Raw genomic sequence first — 16283 nt, 5'->3', positions numbered from 1 at the left:
TGTCCGGCACGGACCTCAGACGTCGTCCGGCGGTACGACGGTGATGACGACGCTGCCGGTCTTCCGGCCGGTCTCGACGTACCGATAGGCGTCGACGATCCGCTCCAGCGGATAGCGCCGGTCGATGACGGGCCTGAACGCCCCGGCCCCCATCAGGTCCCCGATGTGACGCACCATCTCCTGGTTCTCCCGCGGAAAGGGGAACTTCACCCTTCTGCCGCGGAACAGAGGTGTGACGAGCGGCAGGAGGACGTTCTGCCCGTAGGGGCCCAGCTCCGACGACAGATACACGCCGCCGGGCTTGAGCAGGCGCCTGCACCGGCCGAACGTGCTCTTGCCGACCGCGTCGATCACCGCGTCGTAGCGCTGCTCGTCCCTGGTGAAGTCCCGCGCCGTGTAGTCGACGCCCCGATCCGCGCCCAGGCCCTTGACCAGCTCCAGGCGGTCCGTGTCGCACACCGCGGTCACGGTGACCCCCTGGTGCTTCAGCAGCTGCACCGCCGCCGAGCCGATGGCCCCGGTCGCGCCGTACACCAGGACGTCCTGCCCGGCGCGCACTCCGGCGGTCCGCAGGAACGCCAGCGCGTAGTGCGCCCCCTCGGTGCCGGGTGCGGCCTCCTCGAACGTCGTACCGTCCGGCATGGGCGCGACAGCGCCACCCTGGGGAACCGTCAGATACTCGGCGTGGGTACCGAACGCGCCCTCGTTGTAGCCGAAGACACGGTCGCCCACGGCGAAGGACGTGACCCGGCCGCCGACCGCTTCCACCACCCCCGCGTACTCGGTCCCGAGCACGGCACGCCGAGGCCGGGTGAGGCCGGTGAGCGCACGCATGAAGAAGGGCCTCGCGGCCCGGTAAGCACAGTCGGTCCGATTGACCGTGGTCGCATGCACCCGCACCAGAACGTCCAGCTCCCCGACCGAGGGCCTGTCCACCTCGGCGATCCGGACCACCTCGGGCGGCCCGTACCGGTCGTGCACCGCAGCCTTCATGTCCGAACCGTAGCGACAACGCCCCCCGCTTCACAGCAGCCGGAAAATGACAGGATCCCGGCGGACAGGGGTGACAGCATGCGGCCATGCCCCTCCCGCACCCCGACGGCGACTACGCGATCACCGCGATGTACTCCGTACCCGACGACGCCTGGTATCTGGAACTGGACCTCGTCGCCGAGCAGCGGAACGTACTGACCGCGATCGTCCCGGACGAGGACCCCGCCCGCGAGCCCGCCGTGTGCGTCAACCCCCTCGGCCGGTCCTGCGACATCCCGTACGAGGTCATGCGCTGGTTCATGGACCAGGTCACGGAGGAGATCCGCACCGCCCGCGCCTGGATGCGGTTGCGGCCCGAACTCGTCGACGTCATCCACCACTTGCGCCAGGAGTACCTGGGCGTCATCGATGACGACGACTTTCCCCATGCCCTGGCGCAGGTACGCGCCGCGGTGCCCGAGGCCGACGTCCCCGCCGTCCTGGAGGCCGCCTTCGGACGCAACCCCGACGGCACGACCATGGACCACGCGCAGGCTCAACGGCCCGGCATACAACCCTGAGGCCGGTTGACTGGTCTCTACCACCGTACGAACCAAACAGACCGTTCGGCACAATTCGGTTCAACGGGGGACCACATGAGCCTGACCAGCAAGCACCGCACCCGCGCCGCCCTCGCGTCCGCCACCCTCCTGATGGCCGCCGCTCTCGGCGCCGCGGGTGCCGGCACCTCCAACGCCACCACCGCGGCACCGCAGAAGCAGCAGATCGCCTCGTCCGTCCTCGGCAGCGACTACAAGATCACGCTCACCGCACTCCGGTCACCGGAGGACGAGTATGCCGCCTCCGTCCGGCTGCAGGTCTACACACAGACCGACGGCAGCTGGAAGGAGTCCGACCGGGTCACCGTGGGCGACGTCGATGGCTGGTTCTGGTACCCGCTCACGGGCAAGGGCGCGGTCTGTGAGTTCGACACGGCGAGCACGGAGCCCGCACCGCTGACCGTGAGCCTCCTCATCACCCCGTCGATCGGCTGCTCCGAGCCGACGCACTACGTGGTGAAGGAGGGCAGGGTGTACGCCGGCTGACGGAGCCGGCGAGGCCGGGTGGGCGGCGTTGAAATCGCCGCCCACCGCAGCGCCCCATCCGGCTAGGCGGACACCTCGGACCGGTCCCCGCCCCACAGCGTGTGGAACGACCCCTCCCGGTCCACCCGCCGATACGTGTGCGCCCCGAAGAAGTCCCGCTGCCCCTGCGTGAGCGCCGCGGGCAGCCGCTCCGCACGCAGCGCGTCGTAGTACGCCAGCGCCGCGGCGAACCCCGGCGTCGGCACACCCTGCCGCGTCGCCGCGACCAGCACCTCGCGCCAGTCGTCCTGCGCGGCCGCGATCTCCTGTGCGAACGTCTCGTCCGACAGCAGGCTCGGCAGATCGGCGCGGGCGTCGTACGCGGCGCGGATGCGGTCCAGGAACGCCGCGCGGATGATGCAGCCACCGCGCCAGATCGCGGAGACCGCGCCCAGGTCGATGTCCCAGTCGTACTCGCCGCGCGCCGCGTCGATCTCGTGGAAGCCCTGCGTGTACGACACGATCTTGGACGCGTACAGCGCCTGCTCGACCCGGTCGGCGAAGGCCGCCGCCTCGGACTCGCTCAGCGGCGTCGCCTTCGGTCCCGCCAGGCCCTGCGAAGCGTCCCGCAGCGCCGCGTGCCCGGACAGGGAGCGCGCGAAGACCGCCTCCGCGATACCGGAGACCGGCACACCCAGGTCGAGGGCGATCTGCACGGTCCAGCGGCCCGTGCCCTTCTGCTCGGCCTGGTCGACCACGACGTCCACGAACGGCTTGCCCGTCGCCTCGTCCACGTGCGACAGCACCTCGGCGGTGATCTCGATCAGGTAGGAGTCCAGCCGGCCCTGGTTCCAGGTCCGGAAGATCTCCGCGATCTGCGCGGGGGAGTACCCGGCGACATCCCGCAGCAGCTGGTACGCCTCACCGATGAGCTGCATGTCGGCGTACTCGATGCCGTTGTGCACCATCTTCACGAAGTGCCCGGCACCATCCGGGCCGACATGGGTCACACAGGGCGCGCCGTCCTTCGCCTTCGCGGAGATCTTCTCCAGCATCGGGCCTAGCGAGTCGTACGACTCCTTCGGGCCGCCCGGCATGATGCTCGGCCCGTGCAGCGCGCCCTCCTCGCCGCCCGAGACGCCCATGCCCACGAAGTGGATGCCCTGCTCGCGCAGGTCACGCTCGCGGCGCCGGGTGTCGGCGAAGTGCGCGTTGCCACCGTCGATGATCATGTCGCCGGGCTCGAGGAGCGGCGCGAACTCCTGGATCACCGCGTCGGTCGGGTCACCGGCCTTCACCATGATGACCAGCCGCCGCGGCCGCTCCAGCGCCGCGACGAACTCCTTGGCGGTCTCGGCCGCGATGAACTCGCCCTCGCTCCCGAACTCCTCCACCAGCGTCCGCGTCCGCGTGGGCGTCCGGTTGTGCACCGCGACCGTGTAGCCGTTGCGGGCGAAGTTCCGGGCGAGGTTGCGGCCCATGACCGCGAGACCGGTGACGCCGATCTGCGCCGAAGTGCTCATGCGTTGGCTCCTAGTGACCTCGATATAGCAGCGGTGATATAGCGGCGGCGCCGGTCCTGCCCGCCGGTTTTCCCCGCCAGTCTTCCCCATCGTCCATCCTGACGTGCTGCTACTCCGCCCGCACATCCGGGGTGGCGTGATGTCGCAGGCACATACGCGCGAAACGCCCCGGCGCACTCAGCCGTCCCGGGTATCGGACAAAGCACGCCCAACGTGCGCCCTTTCCGCGCCACTTGGCGTGAACGAGCGGCTGATTTGCTGTCTTGTCATGGCCTGTTCGCAGCCCTTACTTTTGCCCCTCCTGACGCATGTCAATGGGGGGCTCCTTCATGGCCGTACGCGGCCGGCACCGCCGGTACCAGCCGAACAGGATCAACCGCGCCTCACTCACCGTCACCGCGGGCGGCGCCGGAATGGCGCTCCCCCTCATCAGCACCGGTGTCGCGCACGCGGCCGACGTGGACACCTGGAACAAGGTCGCCGCGTGCGAGTCGACCAACAGGTGGGACGTCAACACCGGCAACGGTTTCTACGGCGGACTGCAGTTCACCCAGTCGACATGGGAGGCGTACGGCGGCTCGCGGTACGCGCCGCGCGCGGATCTGGCCACCAAGGACCAGCAGATAGCCGTCGCCGAGAAGGTGCTGGACGGGCAGGGGCCCGGTGCCTGGCCGGTGTGCTCGGTGCGGGCCGGGCTGACCCGGGGCGGGGACACGCCCGACATCCAGCCGGCCGGCACGACCGGGAAAACCCCGAAGAAGACCCCGAAGACAACGCCCAAGACCTCCGTCCAGGACGTCCAGGCGCACACCACGCCCCAGTCCCGGGCCGGCAAGGCCGAGATGTACACGGTGGTCCACGGCGACACACTCTCGGAGATCGCCGAGTCGGAGAAGGTCAAGGGCGGTTGGCGGGGCCTCTACACCGCGAACCGCAAGGCCATCGGCGCCGACCCCGACCTGATCCTGCCGGGCCAGCGGCTCGCGCTGAGCGGCAAGACCGCCGCCACGAAGACCGCACCGACTCCCGAGAAGACCTCCGCCGACCGGGCGGAGAAGGCCACCACGAGCAGCCGCTCGATGGTCGCCCCGGTCAGCGCGGACACCGGCACGCCGTACCGCAAGGCCGGTGCCCTGTGGTCGAAGGGCTACCACACCGGCGTCGACTTCGCCGTCCCGACCGGCACCTCCGTGAAGTCCGTCGGGGCCGGGCAGGTCGTGAGCGCCGGGTGGGAGGGCTCCTTCGGCTACGAGGTGGTGATCCGGCACGCCGACGGCCGCTACACCCAGTACGCCCATCTCTCGGCGATCTCCGTGAGGGACGGGCAGTCGGTGGGTGCCGGGCAGCGCATCGGCCGGTCCGGGTCCACGGGCAACAGCACGGGCCCTCATCTGCACTTCGAGGTGCGGACGGGGCCCGGTTTCGGCGCCGACATCGACCCGGTGGCCTACCTCCGGGCTGGCGGCGTCAGGATTTGACGCGCATCCGGTGCCGGTCGAGGGCCGGCATCGGGACGTACGGACCGCCGTAGAAGGGGCCGTAGAGGTTCGGGGCGACGGGTCGCTCGGGAAGCGGCTGCTCGGCCTCCTCGTACGGCCCCTGCGCGACCGGGGCGGGGATGAGGATCCCCTCGATGCCGTCCGGTACGACGATGTCCTCGCGCCGCCCCTGCCCGGCCTGCTCCGGGAGCCCGTCGAGCAGCTCCGCGGCGGGCACCGGCGTCTCCTCGACCGGTACCGCCTCCGTGCGTGCGATCCGCTCGGTCGTCAGCAGGATCAGGCCACCCGCTGCCACCACGCCGCAGCCCAGCGCCAGCACGGTGCCGGTGGTGCCGTAGCGGAAGGTTTCGCCGAACATCGTGATGCCGACCGCGGCCGCCACCACCGGGTTCACGACGGTCAGCGTGGCCAGCGGTGCCGCGAGTCCCGCGCCCCGGTAGGCGGCCTGGGACAGCAGCAGCCCGGCTGTGGCGAAGACGCCTATCGTGGCCAGCGCGGGCACATCGGCGAGCGACACCCCGCCGTTCCAGTCCACCGCCACGATCTTGGTGAACACCGAGGACATCCCGAAGGCTATGCCGGACCCGGTCGCCAGCAGCATGCTGCGCACCGCCGGATGCCGGTGGGCCGCCCGGCCCGCCACCATCAGCGTCACCACGATCCCGCCGGTCACCAGCGCCACGGCCGCCCGCTCGGCGGTCTCCAGGGACTGCGACTCCGAACTGCCGACCAGCGACAGCAGCCCGGCGAGACCCACGGTCGCCATGATGGCGCCGCGCCAGGCCGTCGACCCGGCCTTGCGGCCCACGAAGAGCGCCGCCATCGGCAGCGCGAACACGATCGTCAGGGCACCCAGCGGCTGTACCAGGCTCAGCGGACCGAAAGCCAGCGCCACCACGTGCAGCAGACCGCCGAGGCCGTTCAGCGCCACCGCCGCCCACCAGCCCGGCCGACGCATCGGCGCGAACTGCTGCCCCGGCGAGGACACCGCGACACGCTCCTGCACGATCGCCCCGCCGGCGTAGGCCACCGCGGAGACGAGCGACAGAAGCACGGACAACGCGAGGGCGCTCATGAGCTGCTCCTCTGCGTGAGGCGGGGACGGTGACCCCGGCGCGGCGAACGGTCGGCTTTCATAATCAACACGATGCCCCGAAATCCTCTTCCCGTCGTCGTACCAGAGCACGCACTGTGTCGTACTGCCGATGGAGTACGACGACGGTCAAGTCATCCCCAAGGCGGGTGACCCCGGACGGACACCCCCAGGTGAGAACCCCGACAGGCCCTGCTACTACTGCTCTTCGTGGACCTCGACCCCGATCTCGCCCTGCTCCGGCCGCTCGGCGGCTTCTTCGTACTACGCACCGCAGAGGTGCCTCTTCGGCCACTGCCGACCCTGGCGCAGGCGTACGGGCAGGGGGATCCACTGGCGTTCCGGGTCCGGAAGGTCGCGGACGCCCTGCACGCCCCCGAGGCACGCATCGCCGCCTCCATCGCCCAGCAGGGGCTCGCCGCCCGCCTGTGGTCGGTGATGCTCGGCTGCGCCGCCCTGTACGACCAGGTCCCGGACCTCGACCCGGCCCTGCTGCACTGGGACCCCGACGGCAGCGCCCCCGACGACCTCCGGCTCGCCGAGGTACGCCCCCGGCCCGCGGATCCGGCGACCGTCGCGGACCTCGTCCTGCACGGGCACCTCGAACCCCTCAACGCCGCCCTGAGCGCCCGCTACCGCATCGCCCCCGGACTGCTCCGGGGCAACGCGGGCTCCGCCCTCGCGGGAGCCGCCCGGCAACTCGACCAGTGGGCGCGCACCCAAGGCCGTACGGAAGTCACCGCCCGCGCCCTCACCGCCGAGCTCTTCACCCGCCCTCCGCTCGCCGGCACCGGCACGTTCACACACGCCGCCTTCCGGCGCCGCAGCTGCTGCCTCTACTACCGGGTGCCGGGCGGCGGCGTCTGCGGTGACTGTTGCTTCACACGAGCCCCGCGCTCTTCCCCACGCGCCCCATCTGGGTGACCATGAAAGGGCAACCAGCCGCTGAGAACAGGGGGTTCCGGGTGCGAGTGGGACTGCTGACCCGGGAGTACCCGCCGGATGTGTACGGCGGCGCGGGTGTCCATGTCGAGTTCCTCGCCCGGGAGTTGAGGGATCTCGTCGACCTGGAGGTGCACTGCTGGGGCGAGGGCCGCGGGGTGGGCGTACAGCGTCACCGTCCCTGGTCGGCCCTGGACACCGCCAATGACGCGCTGCGCACCTTCTCCGTGGACCTCGCGATGGCGGCGGGTCTCGAAGGCCGCGAACTGGTCCACTCCCACACCTGGTACGCCAACCTCGCCGGCCACCTCGGCAAGCTCCAGTACGGCATCCCGCATGTGATGACCGCCCACTCCCTGGAGCCGCTGCGCCCCTGGAAGGCCGAGCAACTCGGCGGCGGATACGCCCTGTCCAGCTGGGCCGAGCGCACCGCGATCGAGTCCGCCGACGCGGTGATCGCCGTCTCCGGCGCCATGCGCGAGGACATCCTCGGCTGCTATCCGGCACTCGACCCGAGCCGGGTCCACGTGGTGCACAACGGCATCGACACCACCCTCTACCGGCCCGACCGCCGCACCGACGTCCTCACCCGCTTCGGCCTGGACGCCGGCCGCCCCTATGTGCTCTTCGTCGGCCGCATCACCCGCCAGAAGGGCGTGCCCCATCTGCTGCGCGCGATACGGCACATCGACCCGGCCGCCCAGGTCGTGCTGTGCGCCGGCGCCCCCGACACCCCCGAGATCGACCAGGAATTCCGCGATCTCTACCAGGAGCTGAGCCGGGTCCGTGAGGGTGTGCACTGGATCCCGCAGATGCTGCCGCGCCCCGAGGTGATCCAACTCCTCGCCCACGCCGCCGTGTTCGTCTGCCCCTCGGTGTACGAACCCCTCGGCATCGTCAACCTGGAGGCGATGGCCTGCGGCACTCCCGTGGTGGCCTCGCAGGTCGGGGGCATCCCCGAGGTCGTCGAGGACGGCAAGACGGGGCTGCTCGTGCCGCTGGACGACGACTTCGAGGCGGGTCTCGCGCGGGCCCTGGACCAGGTGATCGGCGACCCGGAGACCGCCCGCCGGATGGGCGAGGCCGGACGGGAGCGCGCGGTGGGGGAGTTCGGCTGGGACGCGGTGGCGCGGCGGACGGCGCGGCTCTACCGGGAGATCCTCAAACAGGCTTAGCGCGCGCTGCACAGGGGCAGGCTGGGATCAACCACGGTGAGGGGAGCGGCCATGCGTCGTGGCGGACCTTCGGTGCTCGGAATCGTATTGGCGGGCGGAGAAGGCAAACGCCTGATGCCCCTGACCGCGGACCGCGCGAAGCCAGCGGTCACCTTCGGAGGAACGTATCGCCTGGTCGACTTCGTCCTCTCCAACCTCGTCAACGCCGACATCCTGCGCATCTGCGTCCTCACGCAGTACAAGTCGCACTCCCTGGACCGGCACATCACCACGACCTGGCGGATGTCCAGCCTGCTCGGCAACTACGTCACCCCGGTCCCGGCCCAGCAGCGCCTCGGCCCGCGCTGGTACCTGGGCAGCGCGGACGCCATCCTGCAGTCCCTGAACCTGATCTACGACGAACGCCCCGAGTACGTCGCGGTGTTCGGCGCCGACCACGTGTACCGCATGGACCCGCGCCAGATGCTGGCCCAGCACATCGACAGCGGCGCCGGTGTGACGGTGGCGGGCATCCGGGTACCGAGGGTCGAGTCGTCGTCGTTCGGCGTGATCAGCACCGGCTCGGACGGCCAGACGGTGGACCGCTTCCTGGAGAAGCCCGCCGACCCGCCCGGACTCCCGGACGACCCGGAGACCATCTTCGCGTCGATGGGCAACTACATCTTCACCACCAAGGCCCTCATCGAGGCGCTCCAGCGGGACGCCGAGGACGACCGGTCCGTGCACGACATGGGCGGTTCGATCCTGCCCCAGCTCACCGACCGCGGCGAGGCCCAGCTCTACGACTTCAGCGCCAACCACGTCCCCGGCGAGACCAACCGCGACCGGGGCTACTGGCGGGACGTCGGCACCATGGACGCCTACTACGACGCCCATATGGACCTGATCGCCGAGCGCCCCGCCTTCAATCTCTACAACCGCAGCTGGCCCATCTACACCCACTCCAACCAGCTGTCCCCGGCCCGCTTCAACGCGGGCGGCATCGCCGGTGAGTCCATCATCAGCGCCGGCTGTCTGATCCGCGGCCAGGTCACGCGCTCCGTGCTCTCGCCGGGCGTGGTGGTCGACCCGGGGGCGGTGGTGCAGGGGTCGGTGCTGCACGACAACGTGCACATCGGGCGGGGCGCGGTGGTCCGGGGCGCCGTGCTCGACAAGAACGTGGACGTACCCCCGGGCGCGACGATCGGCGTCAATCCGGAGCGGGACGCCGATCTCTACACCGTGTCCAAGGGCGGGGTGATCGCGCTGGGGAAGGGCCAGCAGGTCTCCTAGCGGCGGGGTCAGCCGCCGCGGGTGAAGACCTCGCCCCGGGTGGCGCCGGTGGAGCAGAGCTTCTTCTCGTCGGCCGTCATCTTGCGGGACTTGACCACGACGGCGCTGTGCTTGCCGTCGGTGCCGTTCGGGGCGGGGCCGGTGATGACGTCGGGCACGAACCAGTAGTAGTGGCCCCACTTGGGGTCGTCGTAGTGGGTCTGCCAGGTGCCGGTGATCCGCTGCATCACCTGGGCACGGGAGATCCAGCCCACCTCGCCGGGCTGGACGTTCACGGTGAAGGTGCTCGTCTCCGTGTGGGAGCTCTGCCAGGTGTAGTTGTACGTCGCGGTCACACTGGCGGTGACGATCCCCTCGATGCCGCCGCCGACGGTGACCGAGCCGCCCACCGAGTGGGAGGAGCCCACGGTGTCGGCCCATGACATGGACTGGGAGGCGGCCGAGGCGGTGCAGTTGAAGAGCAGCTCCGAGACCTGACGGGGCTCACCGAGGTAGGCCTCGCCGATCTCGGGGGAGTTGAAGCTGCACTTGCCTTCGCCCGAGGCGCAGTCGGCCACGATCTGTTCCGCGGTGGGCTGGTCGTCGGCCACAGCGGGCACGGCCGTGGCGATCGTCCCGAACGCCGTCGCCGCCAGAACCAGGGTGCGTCCGCCGTACCGCAATGCGCGATTCCTCGTCATGGGTGTTGCCTCTCGTGGTGGGGGGTGCTCACGAGGCTCACGTAACGGACGGCCGAGCTACACCAAGAAATCGTAAAGTTGTACTTGATTCCTGAATTGATGAACCGTCAAATGACTTTTGCATGGCGCGAGTTGATGGCAATGGAGGCCAGTCGTGGATTGGCATGTACCTGGACGGGTGACGGAATCCGTGCTGTTATGCCAAGTACTGTTCATGACAACGTTGTTATGGAGGCTCAATGCGCACAAAACGCCTCAGAAACAGACTCGTGCTCCTCCTCGTCGGTGTCCTCGGCCTCGCGTGCCTCACCGCGACCCCCGCCCCGGCCGCAGCGGACGACCCCGTTCCGATCCACGGCCTGAAGGGCGAGTACTACACCCAGTCCGCCCCCGGCGCCTTCGACTTCCATGAGCTCAAGGCGACCGCCTTCGACCCCGCCCTCGACTTCGACAACCTGGAGCCGCGCCTGGCCTTCACCACCGGCCGCTCCGACGACGTCAGCGTCCGCTGGACCGGAAAGATCGTGCCGGAGAAGACGGGCGCCCACACCTTCTCGGTCATCGGCGACAACGGCTTCCGCCTCTGGATCGACGGAAAGCTCGCCATCGACCACTGGGTCGACGACTGGGACCGCGAACAGACCGCCGAGCCCGTCCAGTTGACTGCCGGCACCGCCTACGACATCAAGGTCGAGTACTTCGAGCACTACGGCGGCTCCAACCTCCATCTGCGCTGGACCGAGCCCGGCGGCAGCAAGGAGCCCGTCCCGCAGGCCGCGTTCCGCCTCCCCGACGGCTTCGACTACGACGGGGCGATCGCCACCACGGTCCTCGGCGACGGCCGCACCCTCAAGCTCGACTTCGCCCGCGCCCTCGCCGCACCCCCGGCCGCCTTCACCGACCACCTCGACGCGGTGATCGGCGGAGCGACCTGGCCGCTCGGCACCGCCAAGGTCGATCCGGCCGACCCGAAGGCCCTCCTCGTCGGCCTGAAGGAGCCCGTCGTAGGCAACAAGACCGGGACGGCACGCGGCTCGGCCGACGTACGTTACGACGGTGAAGGCGGCCTCTCCGACACCGAAGGCAACGTTGTCAATGGCTTCCTCAGCAGCGGCCCCAACCGCTCCACCCACCAGCTGCGCACCAAGTGGGCCGACGAGGTGGGCCCCGGCAATGCCCACCCGGAGTACCCGCGCCCCCAGCTGACCCGGGACGCCTGGCGCAACCTCAACGGGCGCTGGCAGTTCGCGGCGGCCGAGGCGGGCGAGCGACCCCCGGTCGGCAAGGACCTCGCCGAGCGGATCCTCGTCCCCTACCCGGTCGAGTCCCAGCTCTCCGGCCTCGAACGCCATGAGGACCGGATGTGGTACCGCCGCACCTTCACGGTCCCGGCCGACTGGCACATCGGCTCCGGCAAACGGCTGAAGCTCAACTTCGGAGGCGTCGACTGGCGGTCCGAGGTCTACGTCAACGGCACCAAGGTCACCGAGCACACCGGCGGCTACGACAAATTCGGCGCCGACATCACCGACGCCCTGAAGCCCGGCCGCACCCAGGAGCTGATCGTCGGTGTCTACGACCCGACCGACGCGGCGAACGGCGAGAACCCGCCGATGGGCAAGCAGCGCCTGGATCCGAGCGGCATCTGGTACACCCCGTCGTCCGGCATCTGGCAGACGGTGTGGATGGAGCCGGTCGCCCCCGATCACGCGGACGGCCTCAAGCTCGTCCCCGACGTCGACGCGGGCACCCTGACCGTCGAGGCCCAGGGCGTGCGCAACGGCGTACCCGTCACCGCGACGGCGTACGAGGGACGGCGCAGGGTCGCCACCGCGAGCGGACGCACCGGCCGGCCGCTGACGCTGACCCTTCGCGATCCGCACCTGTGGTCGCCGGAGGACCCCTTCCTGTACGACCTGAAGGTGACCGTCGGGTCCGATCGCGTAGGCAGCTACTTCGGTATGCGTTCCATCGCCGTCGAGAAGGTGAACGGTGTCCCGCGCACCGTCCTCAACGGCGAGCCGATCTTCCTGATGGCCACCCTCGACCAGGGCTTCTGGCCGGACGGCCTGCACACCGCGCCGACCGACGAGGCCCTCGCGTACGACCTGAAGGCGCACAAACGGCTCGGCTTCAATTCCGTGCGCAAGCACATCAAGGTCGAGCCGGACCGGTGGTTCTACTGGGCCGACCGGCTAGGTCTGCTGGTGTGGCAGGACATGCCCGCCATGACCGCGGGGGTGAATCCGAGCACCGAGGCCCGAGCCCAGTACGAACGCGAGATGAAGCAGATGATCGACGAGCACATCAGCAGCCCGTCGGTGATCATGTGGGTCACGTTCAATGAAGGCTGGGGGCAGTACGACATCGGCCGTGTCGCCGAGCAGGCGAAGGCCTGGGACCCCACCCGGCTGGTCAACAACCAGTCAGGCCTGAACCTCGGGGCCGACGGCGGCGCCGGCGACATCATGGACGAGCACGGCTATCCGAGCCCGGCCCTGCCACCGCACCCGGACGGCGAACGGGCGCTGGTCAGCGGCGAGTACGGCGGCCTCGGCCTCGCGGTACCCGGACACGCCTGGTCGGTGCAGCAGTCGTACGTCGATGTCGACCCGGCGACCTACACCGACGACTATCTGGCCAAGCTCGACGAGGTTCGCGCCCTGGTCTGCCGGGGGAGCAACGGCGCCGTGTACACCCAGATCACGGACGTCGAAGGTGAGCTGAACGGGCTGCTGACCTATGACCGCGCGGTGCTGAAACCGGACGTGGCACGGCTGAGGGCCGCACACGAGGCGCTGATCCGTGACGCCTCCCGGGTGACACCCTCGGGATGCCCGGTGCCGCTACCCGTGGTGGAGTGACCTCATATGCACCATGAGTCCCGCCCCTTTCGCGAGGGGCGGGACTTAATCTGCCGTTAACTGAGCGTAGCTTGATCGTACTTGACTGTAATCGCCAGAGGGCGATTGACTGCTGGTCCACCCTTCGTCGACGCGAGGCAAGCCATTGACTTCTGACCTGCTCGCACCTCTCGACCTGGCGTTCTGGAACATCGAGTCCGCGGAACACCCCATGCATCTGGGCGCCCTCGGCGTCTTTGCGGCGCACTCGCCCACCGCCGGTGCCCATGCGGCCGACCTGCTCGCCGCCCGTGCCGCCGCCGTGCCGGGCCTGCGCATGCGCATCCGGGACGCATGGCAGCCGCGCGGACTGCTCCAGCCGTTCTCCTTCGGAGGCGCCACCCGCGAGCCCGCCACGCACTTCGACCCGCTCGACCACGTCCGGCTGCACGCCCCGACCGCCGACTTCCAGGCGGCCGCCGGCCTGCTCATGGAACGCCCGCTGGAGCGCGGCCGGCCGCCATGGGAGGCACATGTGCTGCCGGGCGAGGACGGCGTGTCCTTCGCCGTGCTGTTCAAGTTCCACCACGCCCTCGCCGACGGACTGCGCGCGCTGACGCTCGCCGCCGCCGTCCTGGACCCGATGGACCTGCCGGCCCGCAAGCCCCGCCCCGAAGAGCCCGCGCGCAGCAGGCTGCCCGATGTGCGCCGGCTGCCGGGACTGCTGCGCGGTGCCTTGTCCGACGCGGGCCGGGCCCTGGACATCGGCGCCTCCGTCGCCGTGTCCACCCTCGGCATCCGCTCGTCCGCCGCGCTCACCGCCGAGCCGAGCGGCACCCGCCGTACCGCCGGAGTCGTCCTCGACATCGATGACGTGCACGTGATCCGCAAGGCCGTCGGCGGCACCGTCAACGACGTCCTCATCGCGGTCGTCGCCGGCGCCCTGCGCCGCTGGCTCGACGAGCGCGGCGACGGCAGCGAGGGCGTCGCGCCGCGCGCCCTGATCCCCGTCTCCAAACGCCGCCCGCGCACCGCGCACCCACAGGGCAACCGGCTCTCCGGTTACTTGATACGGCTCCCGGTCGACGATCCCGAGCCGCTGCGCCGCCTCGCCACGGTGCGCACCGCCATGGACCGCAACAAGGACGCGGGCCCCAACCGGGGCGCCGGCGCCGTCGCCCTGCTCGCCGACCACGTCCCGGCACTCGGCCACCGGCTCGGCGGACCGCTGGTCGGCGGCGCCGCCCGGCTCTGGTTCGACATCCTCGTCACCAGCGTGCCCCTGCCCGGCATCCCCCTGAAGCTCGGCGGCCACGCCGTCACCGAGGTGTATCCGTTCGCCCCGCTGGCCCGCGGCCAGTCCCTTGCGATCGCGATCTCGACGTACCGCGGACACGTCCACTACGGACTCGTCGCCGACGCCAAGGCCGTACCGGATCTCGATGTGCTCGCCAGGGCCGTGTCCGAGGAGGTGGAGACGCTCATCACCGCCTGCGCTCCTTGACCTCGCCGGGTTTTGGAGGAGGAGCCCGGCGCTCCGTAGAATTCCCTGTTCGAAAGCGGGCGCGACCGGAGCGCCGCGGGTGATCAGGGAACGGCAGCGGCGATGACGGTGACAGAGGACGGCGCGACGGCGACCACGGCGGACGTCGTGCACGAGCCCGGTGACGAGATCGTGTACGGCCCCGGCATCGACCCCGAGCGGCTCGCCGTCTGCCTCAGTGTGCTCGAGGAACTCGACAAGATCGAGGTCGACCACCCGGACGCCATCGCGGTGCGCCGGGCCACCGCCGGTGTCTACCGGACCGTCAAGCAGCGCCGCCGCCAGGAGCGCCGGGCCGCCAAGACCGCCCACGACAAGGCGGTCACGGAGGCCACGGCGACCGGCTCGGCCCAGCGCATCGACGACGAGACCGAGGGTCTGCTGCCGTCGTCGAACACCGAGGAGGGCAGGATCGCGGGGATACTCCAGCGCCCGCGCTCCTGCTACACCTGCAAGGCCCGGTATGTGGAGGTCGACTACTTCTACCACCAGCTCTGTCCCGACTGCGCCGCCCTGAACCGCGCCAAGCGCGACGCCCGCGCCGACCTCACCGGCAAGCGCGCCCTGCTCACCGGCGGCCGCGCCAAGATCGGCATGTACATCGCGCTGCGACTGCTGCGGGACGGCGCGCACACCACGATCACCACGCGCTTCCCGAAGGACGCCATCCGCCGCTTCAAGGCCATGGACGACTCCGCCGACTGGATGCACCGCCTGGAGGTCGTCGGCATCGACCTGCGCGACCCCGCCCAGGCCGTGGCCCTCGCCGAACAGGTCGCCGAGGCGGGCCCGCTGGACGTGCTCGTGAACAACGCGACGCAGACCGTACGCCGGCTGCCGTCCGCCTACGCCGCCCTGGTCGACGGCGAGAGCGCCCCGCTGCCCGCCGGTGAGCTGCCCGCCCACCATGTCATCGGCGCCTTCAACTCCGGTGCCGTCGACGGCCTCGCGGCACTGCCGCTCGGCACCAGCGGCCTCGACGCCCAGAAGGTCGCCGACCTCGCCCTGGTCGCGGGCAACGCCAGCGTCGAACGGCACCTGGACGGCACCGCCATCGACGCGGGCGGGCTGGTCCCCGACGTGGTCGACTCCAATACCTGGGTGCAGACCATCGACCAGATCTCCCCGGTGGAGCTCCTGGAGACCCAGCTCTGCAACTACACCTCGCCTTTCATCCTGATCAGCGCGCTGCGCCCGGCGATGGCCGACGCCGCGAAGAAGGCGGCGAGCGGACGTGCGTACGTCGTGAACGTCTCCGCGATGGAAGGCGTCTTCGGGCGCGGCTACAAGGGCGCGGGCCATCCGAACACCAACGCCGCCAAGGCCGCGATGAACATGGTCACGCGCACCAGCGCCCAGGAGATGTTCCAGGCCGACGGGATCCTGATGACCTCGGTCGACACCGGCTGGATCACCGATGAGCGCCCCCACTACGACAAGCTGCGCCTCGCCGAGGCCGGCTTCCACGCCCCGCTCGACCTGGTGGACGGTGCGGCCCGCGTCTACGACCCGATCGTGCGGGGCGAGGCGGGGGAGGACGTGTACGGGGTCTTCCTGAAGGACTACGCGCCGGGCAAGTGGTAGCCGTCCGGCATCCACAAAAAGACATCGCATCCCGACTTGCCAGCCAGGAAAGTCGGGGGTAACTTTCCTATT

The 16283-nt window shown here is 70.3% G+C and carries 13 protein-coding genes; 9 read left to right on the top strand and 4 right to left on the bottom strand.

What is annotated here, in order from left to right; all coding sequences use genetic code 11:
- Positions 1 to 15: 15 nt before the first annotated feature.
- Positions 16 to 993, bottom strand: a complete 978-nt coding sequence (locus IE325_RS30540; RefSeq protein WP_190073324.1) for an NAD(P)-dependent alcohol dehydrogenase — start codon at positions 991 to 993, stop codon at positions 16 to 18.
- 86 nt (positions 994 to 1079) lie between these two features.
- Between IE325_RS30540 and IE325_RS30535 the strand changes: the two genes are divergently transcribed.
- Both IE325_RS30535 and IE325_RS30530 read left to right on the top strand, forming a co-directional pair.
- The gene (locus IE325_RS30535) at positions 1080 to 1553 is read left to right on the top strand and encodes a hypothetical protein (protein WP_190073323.1); all 474 of its coding nucleotides are present in this window, start codon (positions 1080 to 1082) and stop codon (positions 1551 to 1553) included.
- Positions 1554 to 1628: 75 nt separating this feature from the next.
- Complete coding sequence (locus IE325_RS30530; protein ID WP_190073322.1) at positions 1629 to 2078, top strand: hypothetical protein; 450 nt, start codon at positions 1629 to 1631, stop codon at positions 2076 to 2078.
- Between the two features lie 62 nt (positions 2079 to 2140).
- On the opposite strand, the gene gnd is transcribed toward IE325_RS30530, so the two are convergent.
- Positions 2141 to 3580, bottom strand: coding sequence for an NADP-dependent phosphogluconate dehydrogenase (gene gnd / locus IE325_RS30525; RefSeq protein WP_190073321.1), 1440 nt, complete (start codon positions 3578 to 3580; stop codon positions 2141 to 2143).
- Between the two features lie 329 nt (positions 3581 to 3909).
- Between gnd and IE325_RS30520 the strand changes: the two genes are divergently transcribed.
- Entirely contained in the window at positions 3910 to 5058 is a 1149-nt protein-coding gene (locus tag IE325_RS30520) for a transglycosylase family protein (RefSeq protein ID WP_190073320.1), read from the top strand.
- On the opposite strand, the gene IE325_RS30515 is transcribed toward IE325_RS30520, so the two are convergent.
- The gene (locus IE325_RS30515; protein WP_190073319.1) at positions 5048 to 6154 is read right to left on the bottom strand and encodes a DMT family transporter; all 1107 of its coding nucleotides are present in this window, start codon (positions 6152 to 6154) and stop codon (positions 5048 to 5050) included. The two genes, IE325_RS30520 and IE325_RS30515, sit on opposite strands and share 11 nt — an antisense overlap.
- Before the next feature lie 210 nt (positions 6155 to 6364).
- Here IE325_RS30515 and IE325_RS30510 point away from each other — a divergent pair, with 210 nt between their 5' ends.
- From IE325_RS30510 to glgC, 3 genes are read left to right on the top strand one after another with little or no spacing between them, the layout of a single operon-like run.
- A complete protein-coding gene (locus IE325_RS30510) occupies positions 6365 to 7096 on the top strand; it encodes a (2Fe-2S)-binding protein (RefSeq protein ID WP_190073357.1) in 732 nt (243 codons plus the stop codon).
- 41 nt (positions 7097 to 7137) lie between these two features.
- Positions 7138 to 8289: a glycogen synthase gene (gene glgA / locus IE325_RS30505; protein WP_190073318.1), complete on the top strand. Its 1152-nt coding sequence runs from the start codon at positions 7138 to 7140 to the stop codon at positions 8287 to 8289.
- Positions 8290 to 8340: 51 nt separating this feature from the next.
- Entirely contained in the window at positions 8341 to 9561 is a 1221-nt protein-coding gene (glgC, locus tag IE325_RS30500) for a glucose-1-phosphate adenylyltransferase (protein WP_190073317.1), read from the top strand.
- Positions 9562 to 9569: 8 nt separating this feature from the next.
- Here the strand turns inward: glgC and IE325_RS30495 are convergent, their stop codons facing one another.
- Complete coding sequence (locus IE325_RS30495) at positions 9570 to 10241, bottom strand: hypothetical protein (protein ID WP_190073316.1); 672 nt, start codon at positions 10239 to 10241, stop codon at positions 9570 to 9572.
- Positions 10242 to 10480: 239 nt separating this feature from the next.
- On the opposite strand from IE325_RS30495, the gene IE325_RS30490 reads away from it, so the two are divergent.
- From IE325_RS30490 to IE325_RS30480, 3 genes are all read left to right on the top strand, one after another.
- Positions 10481 to 13105 carry a PA14 domain-containing protein gene (locus tag IE325_RS30490; protein ID WP_190073315.1) on the top strand — a complete coding sequence of 875 codons (2625 nt, stop codon included), beginning with the start codon at positions 10481 to 10483 and terminating at the stop codon, positions 13103 to 13105.
- A 145-nt stretch (positions 13106 to 13250) separates the two neighbouring features.
- On the top strand, positions 13251 to 14588 hold the full coding sequence (locus IE325_RS30485) for a wax ester/triacylglycerol synthase family O-acyltransferase (protein ID WP_190073314.1): 1338 nt from the start codon (positions 13251 to 13253) through the stop codon (positions 14586 to 14588).
- Between the two features lie 102 nt (positions 14589 to 14690).
- The gene (locus IE325_RS30480; protein ID WP_190073313.1) at positions 14691 to 16211 is read left to right on the top strand and encodes an SDR family NAD(P)-dependent oxidoreductase; all 1521 of its coding nucleotides are present in this window, start codon (positions 14691 to 14693) and stop codon (positions 16209 to 16211) included.
- Positions 16212 to 16283: the final 72 nt, after the last annotated feature.

Origin of the sequence: Streptomyces lanatus (assembly GCF_014655715.1) — a bacterium.
Classification (GTDB): Bacteria; Actinomycetota; Actinomycetes; order Streptomycetales; family Streptomycetaceae; genus Streptomyces; species Streptomyces lanatus.
This window is presented reverse-complemented; position numbering and strand designations above follow the sequence as displayed.

Bases quoted from the DNA above. Each gene is read 5' to 3' on its own strand.
- IE325_RS30540 (WP_190073324.1), bottom strand. From the start codon at position 993: ATGAAGGCTGCGGTGCACGACCGGTACGGGCCGCCCGAGGTGGTCCGG.
- IE325_RS30535 (WP_190073323.1), top strand. From the start codon at position 1,080: ATGCCCCTCCCGCACCCCGACGGCGACTACGCGATCACCGCGATGTAC.
- IE325_RS30530 (WP_190073322.1), top strand. From the start codon at position 1,629: ATGAGCCTGACCAGCAAGCACCGCACCCGCGCCGCCCTCGCGTCCGCC.
- gnd (WP_190073321.1), bottom strand. From the start codon at position 3,580: ATGAGCACTTCGGCGCAGATCGGCGTCACCGGTCTCGCGGTCATGGGC.
- IE325_RS30520 (WP_190073320.1), top strand. From the start codon at position 3,910: ATGGCCGTACGCGGCCGGCACCGCCGGTACCAGCCGAACAGGATCAAC.
- IE325_RS30515 (WP_190073319.1), bottom strand. From the start codon at position 6,154: ATGAGCGCCCTCGCGTTGTCCGTGCTTCTGTCGCTCGTCTCCGCGGTG.
- glgC (WP_190073317.1), top strand. From the start codon at position 8,341: ATGCGTCGTGGCGGACCTTCGGTGCTCGGAATCGTATTGGCGGGCGGA.
- IE325_RS30495 (WP_190073316.1), bottom strand. From the start codon at position 10,241: ATGACGAGGAATCGCGCATTGCGGTACGGCGGACGCACCCTGGTTCTG.
- IE325_RS30490 (WP_190073315.1), top strand. From the start codon at position 10,481: ATGCGCACAAAACGCCTCAGAAACAGACTCGTGCTCCTCCTCGTCGGT.
- IE325_RS30480 (WP_190073313.1), top strand. From the start codon at position 14,691: ATGACGGTGACAGAGGACGGCGCGACGGCGACCACGGCGGACGTCGTG.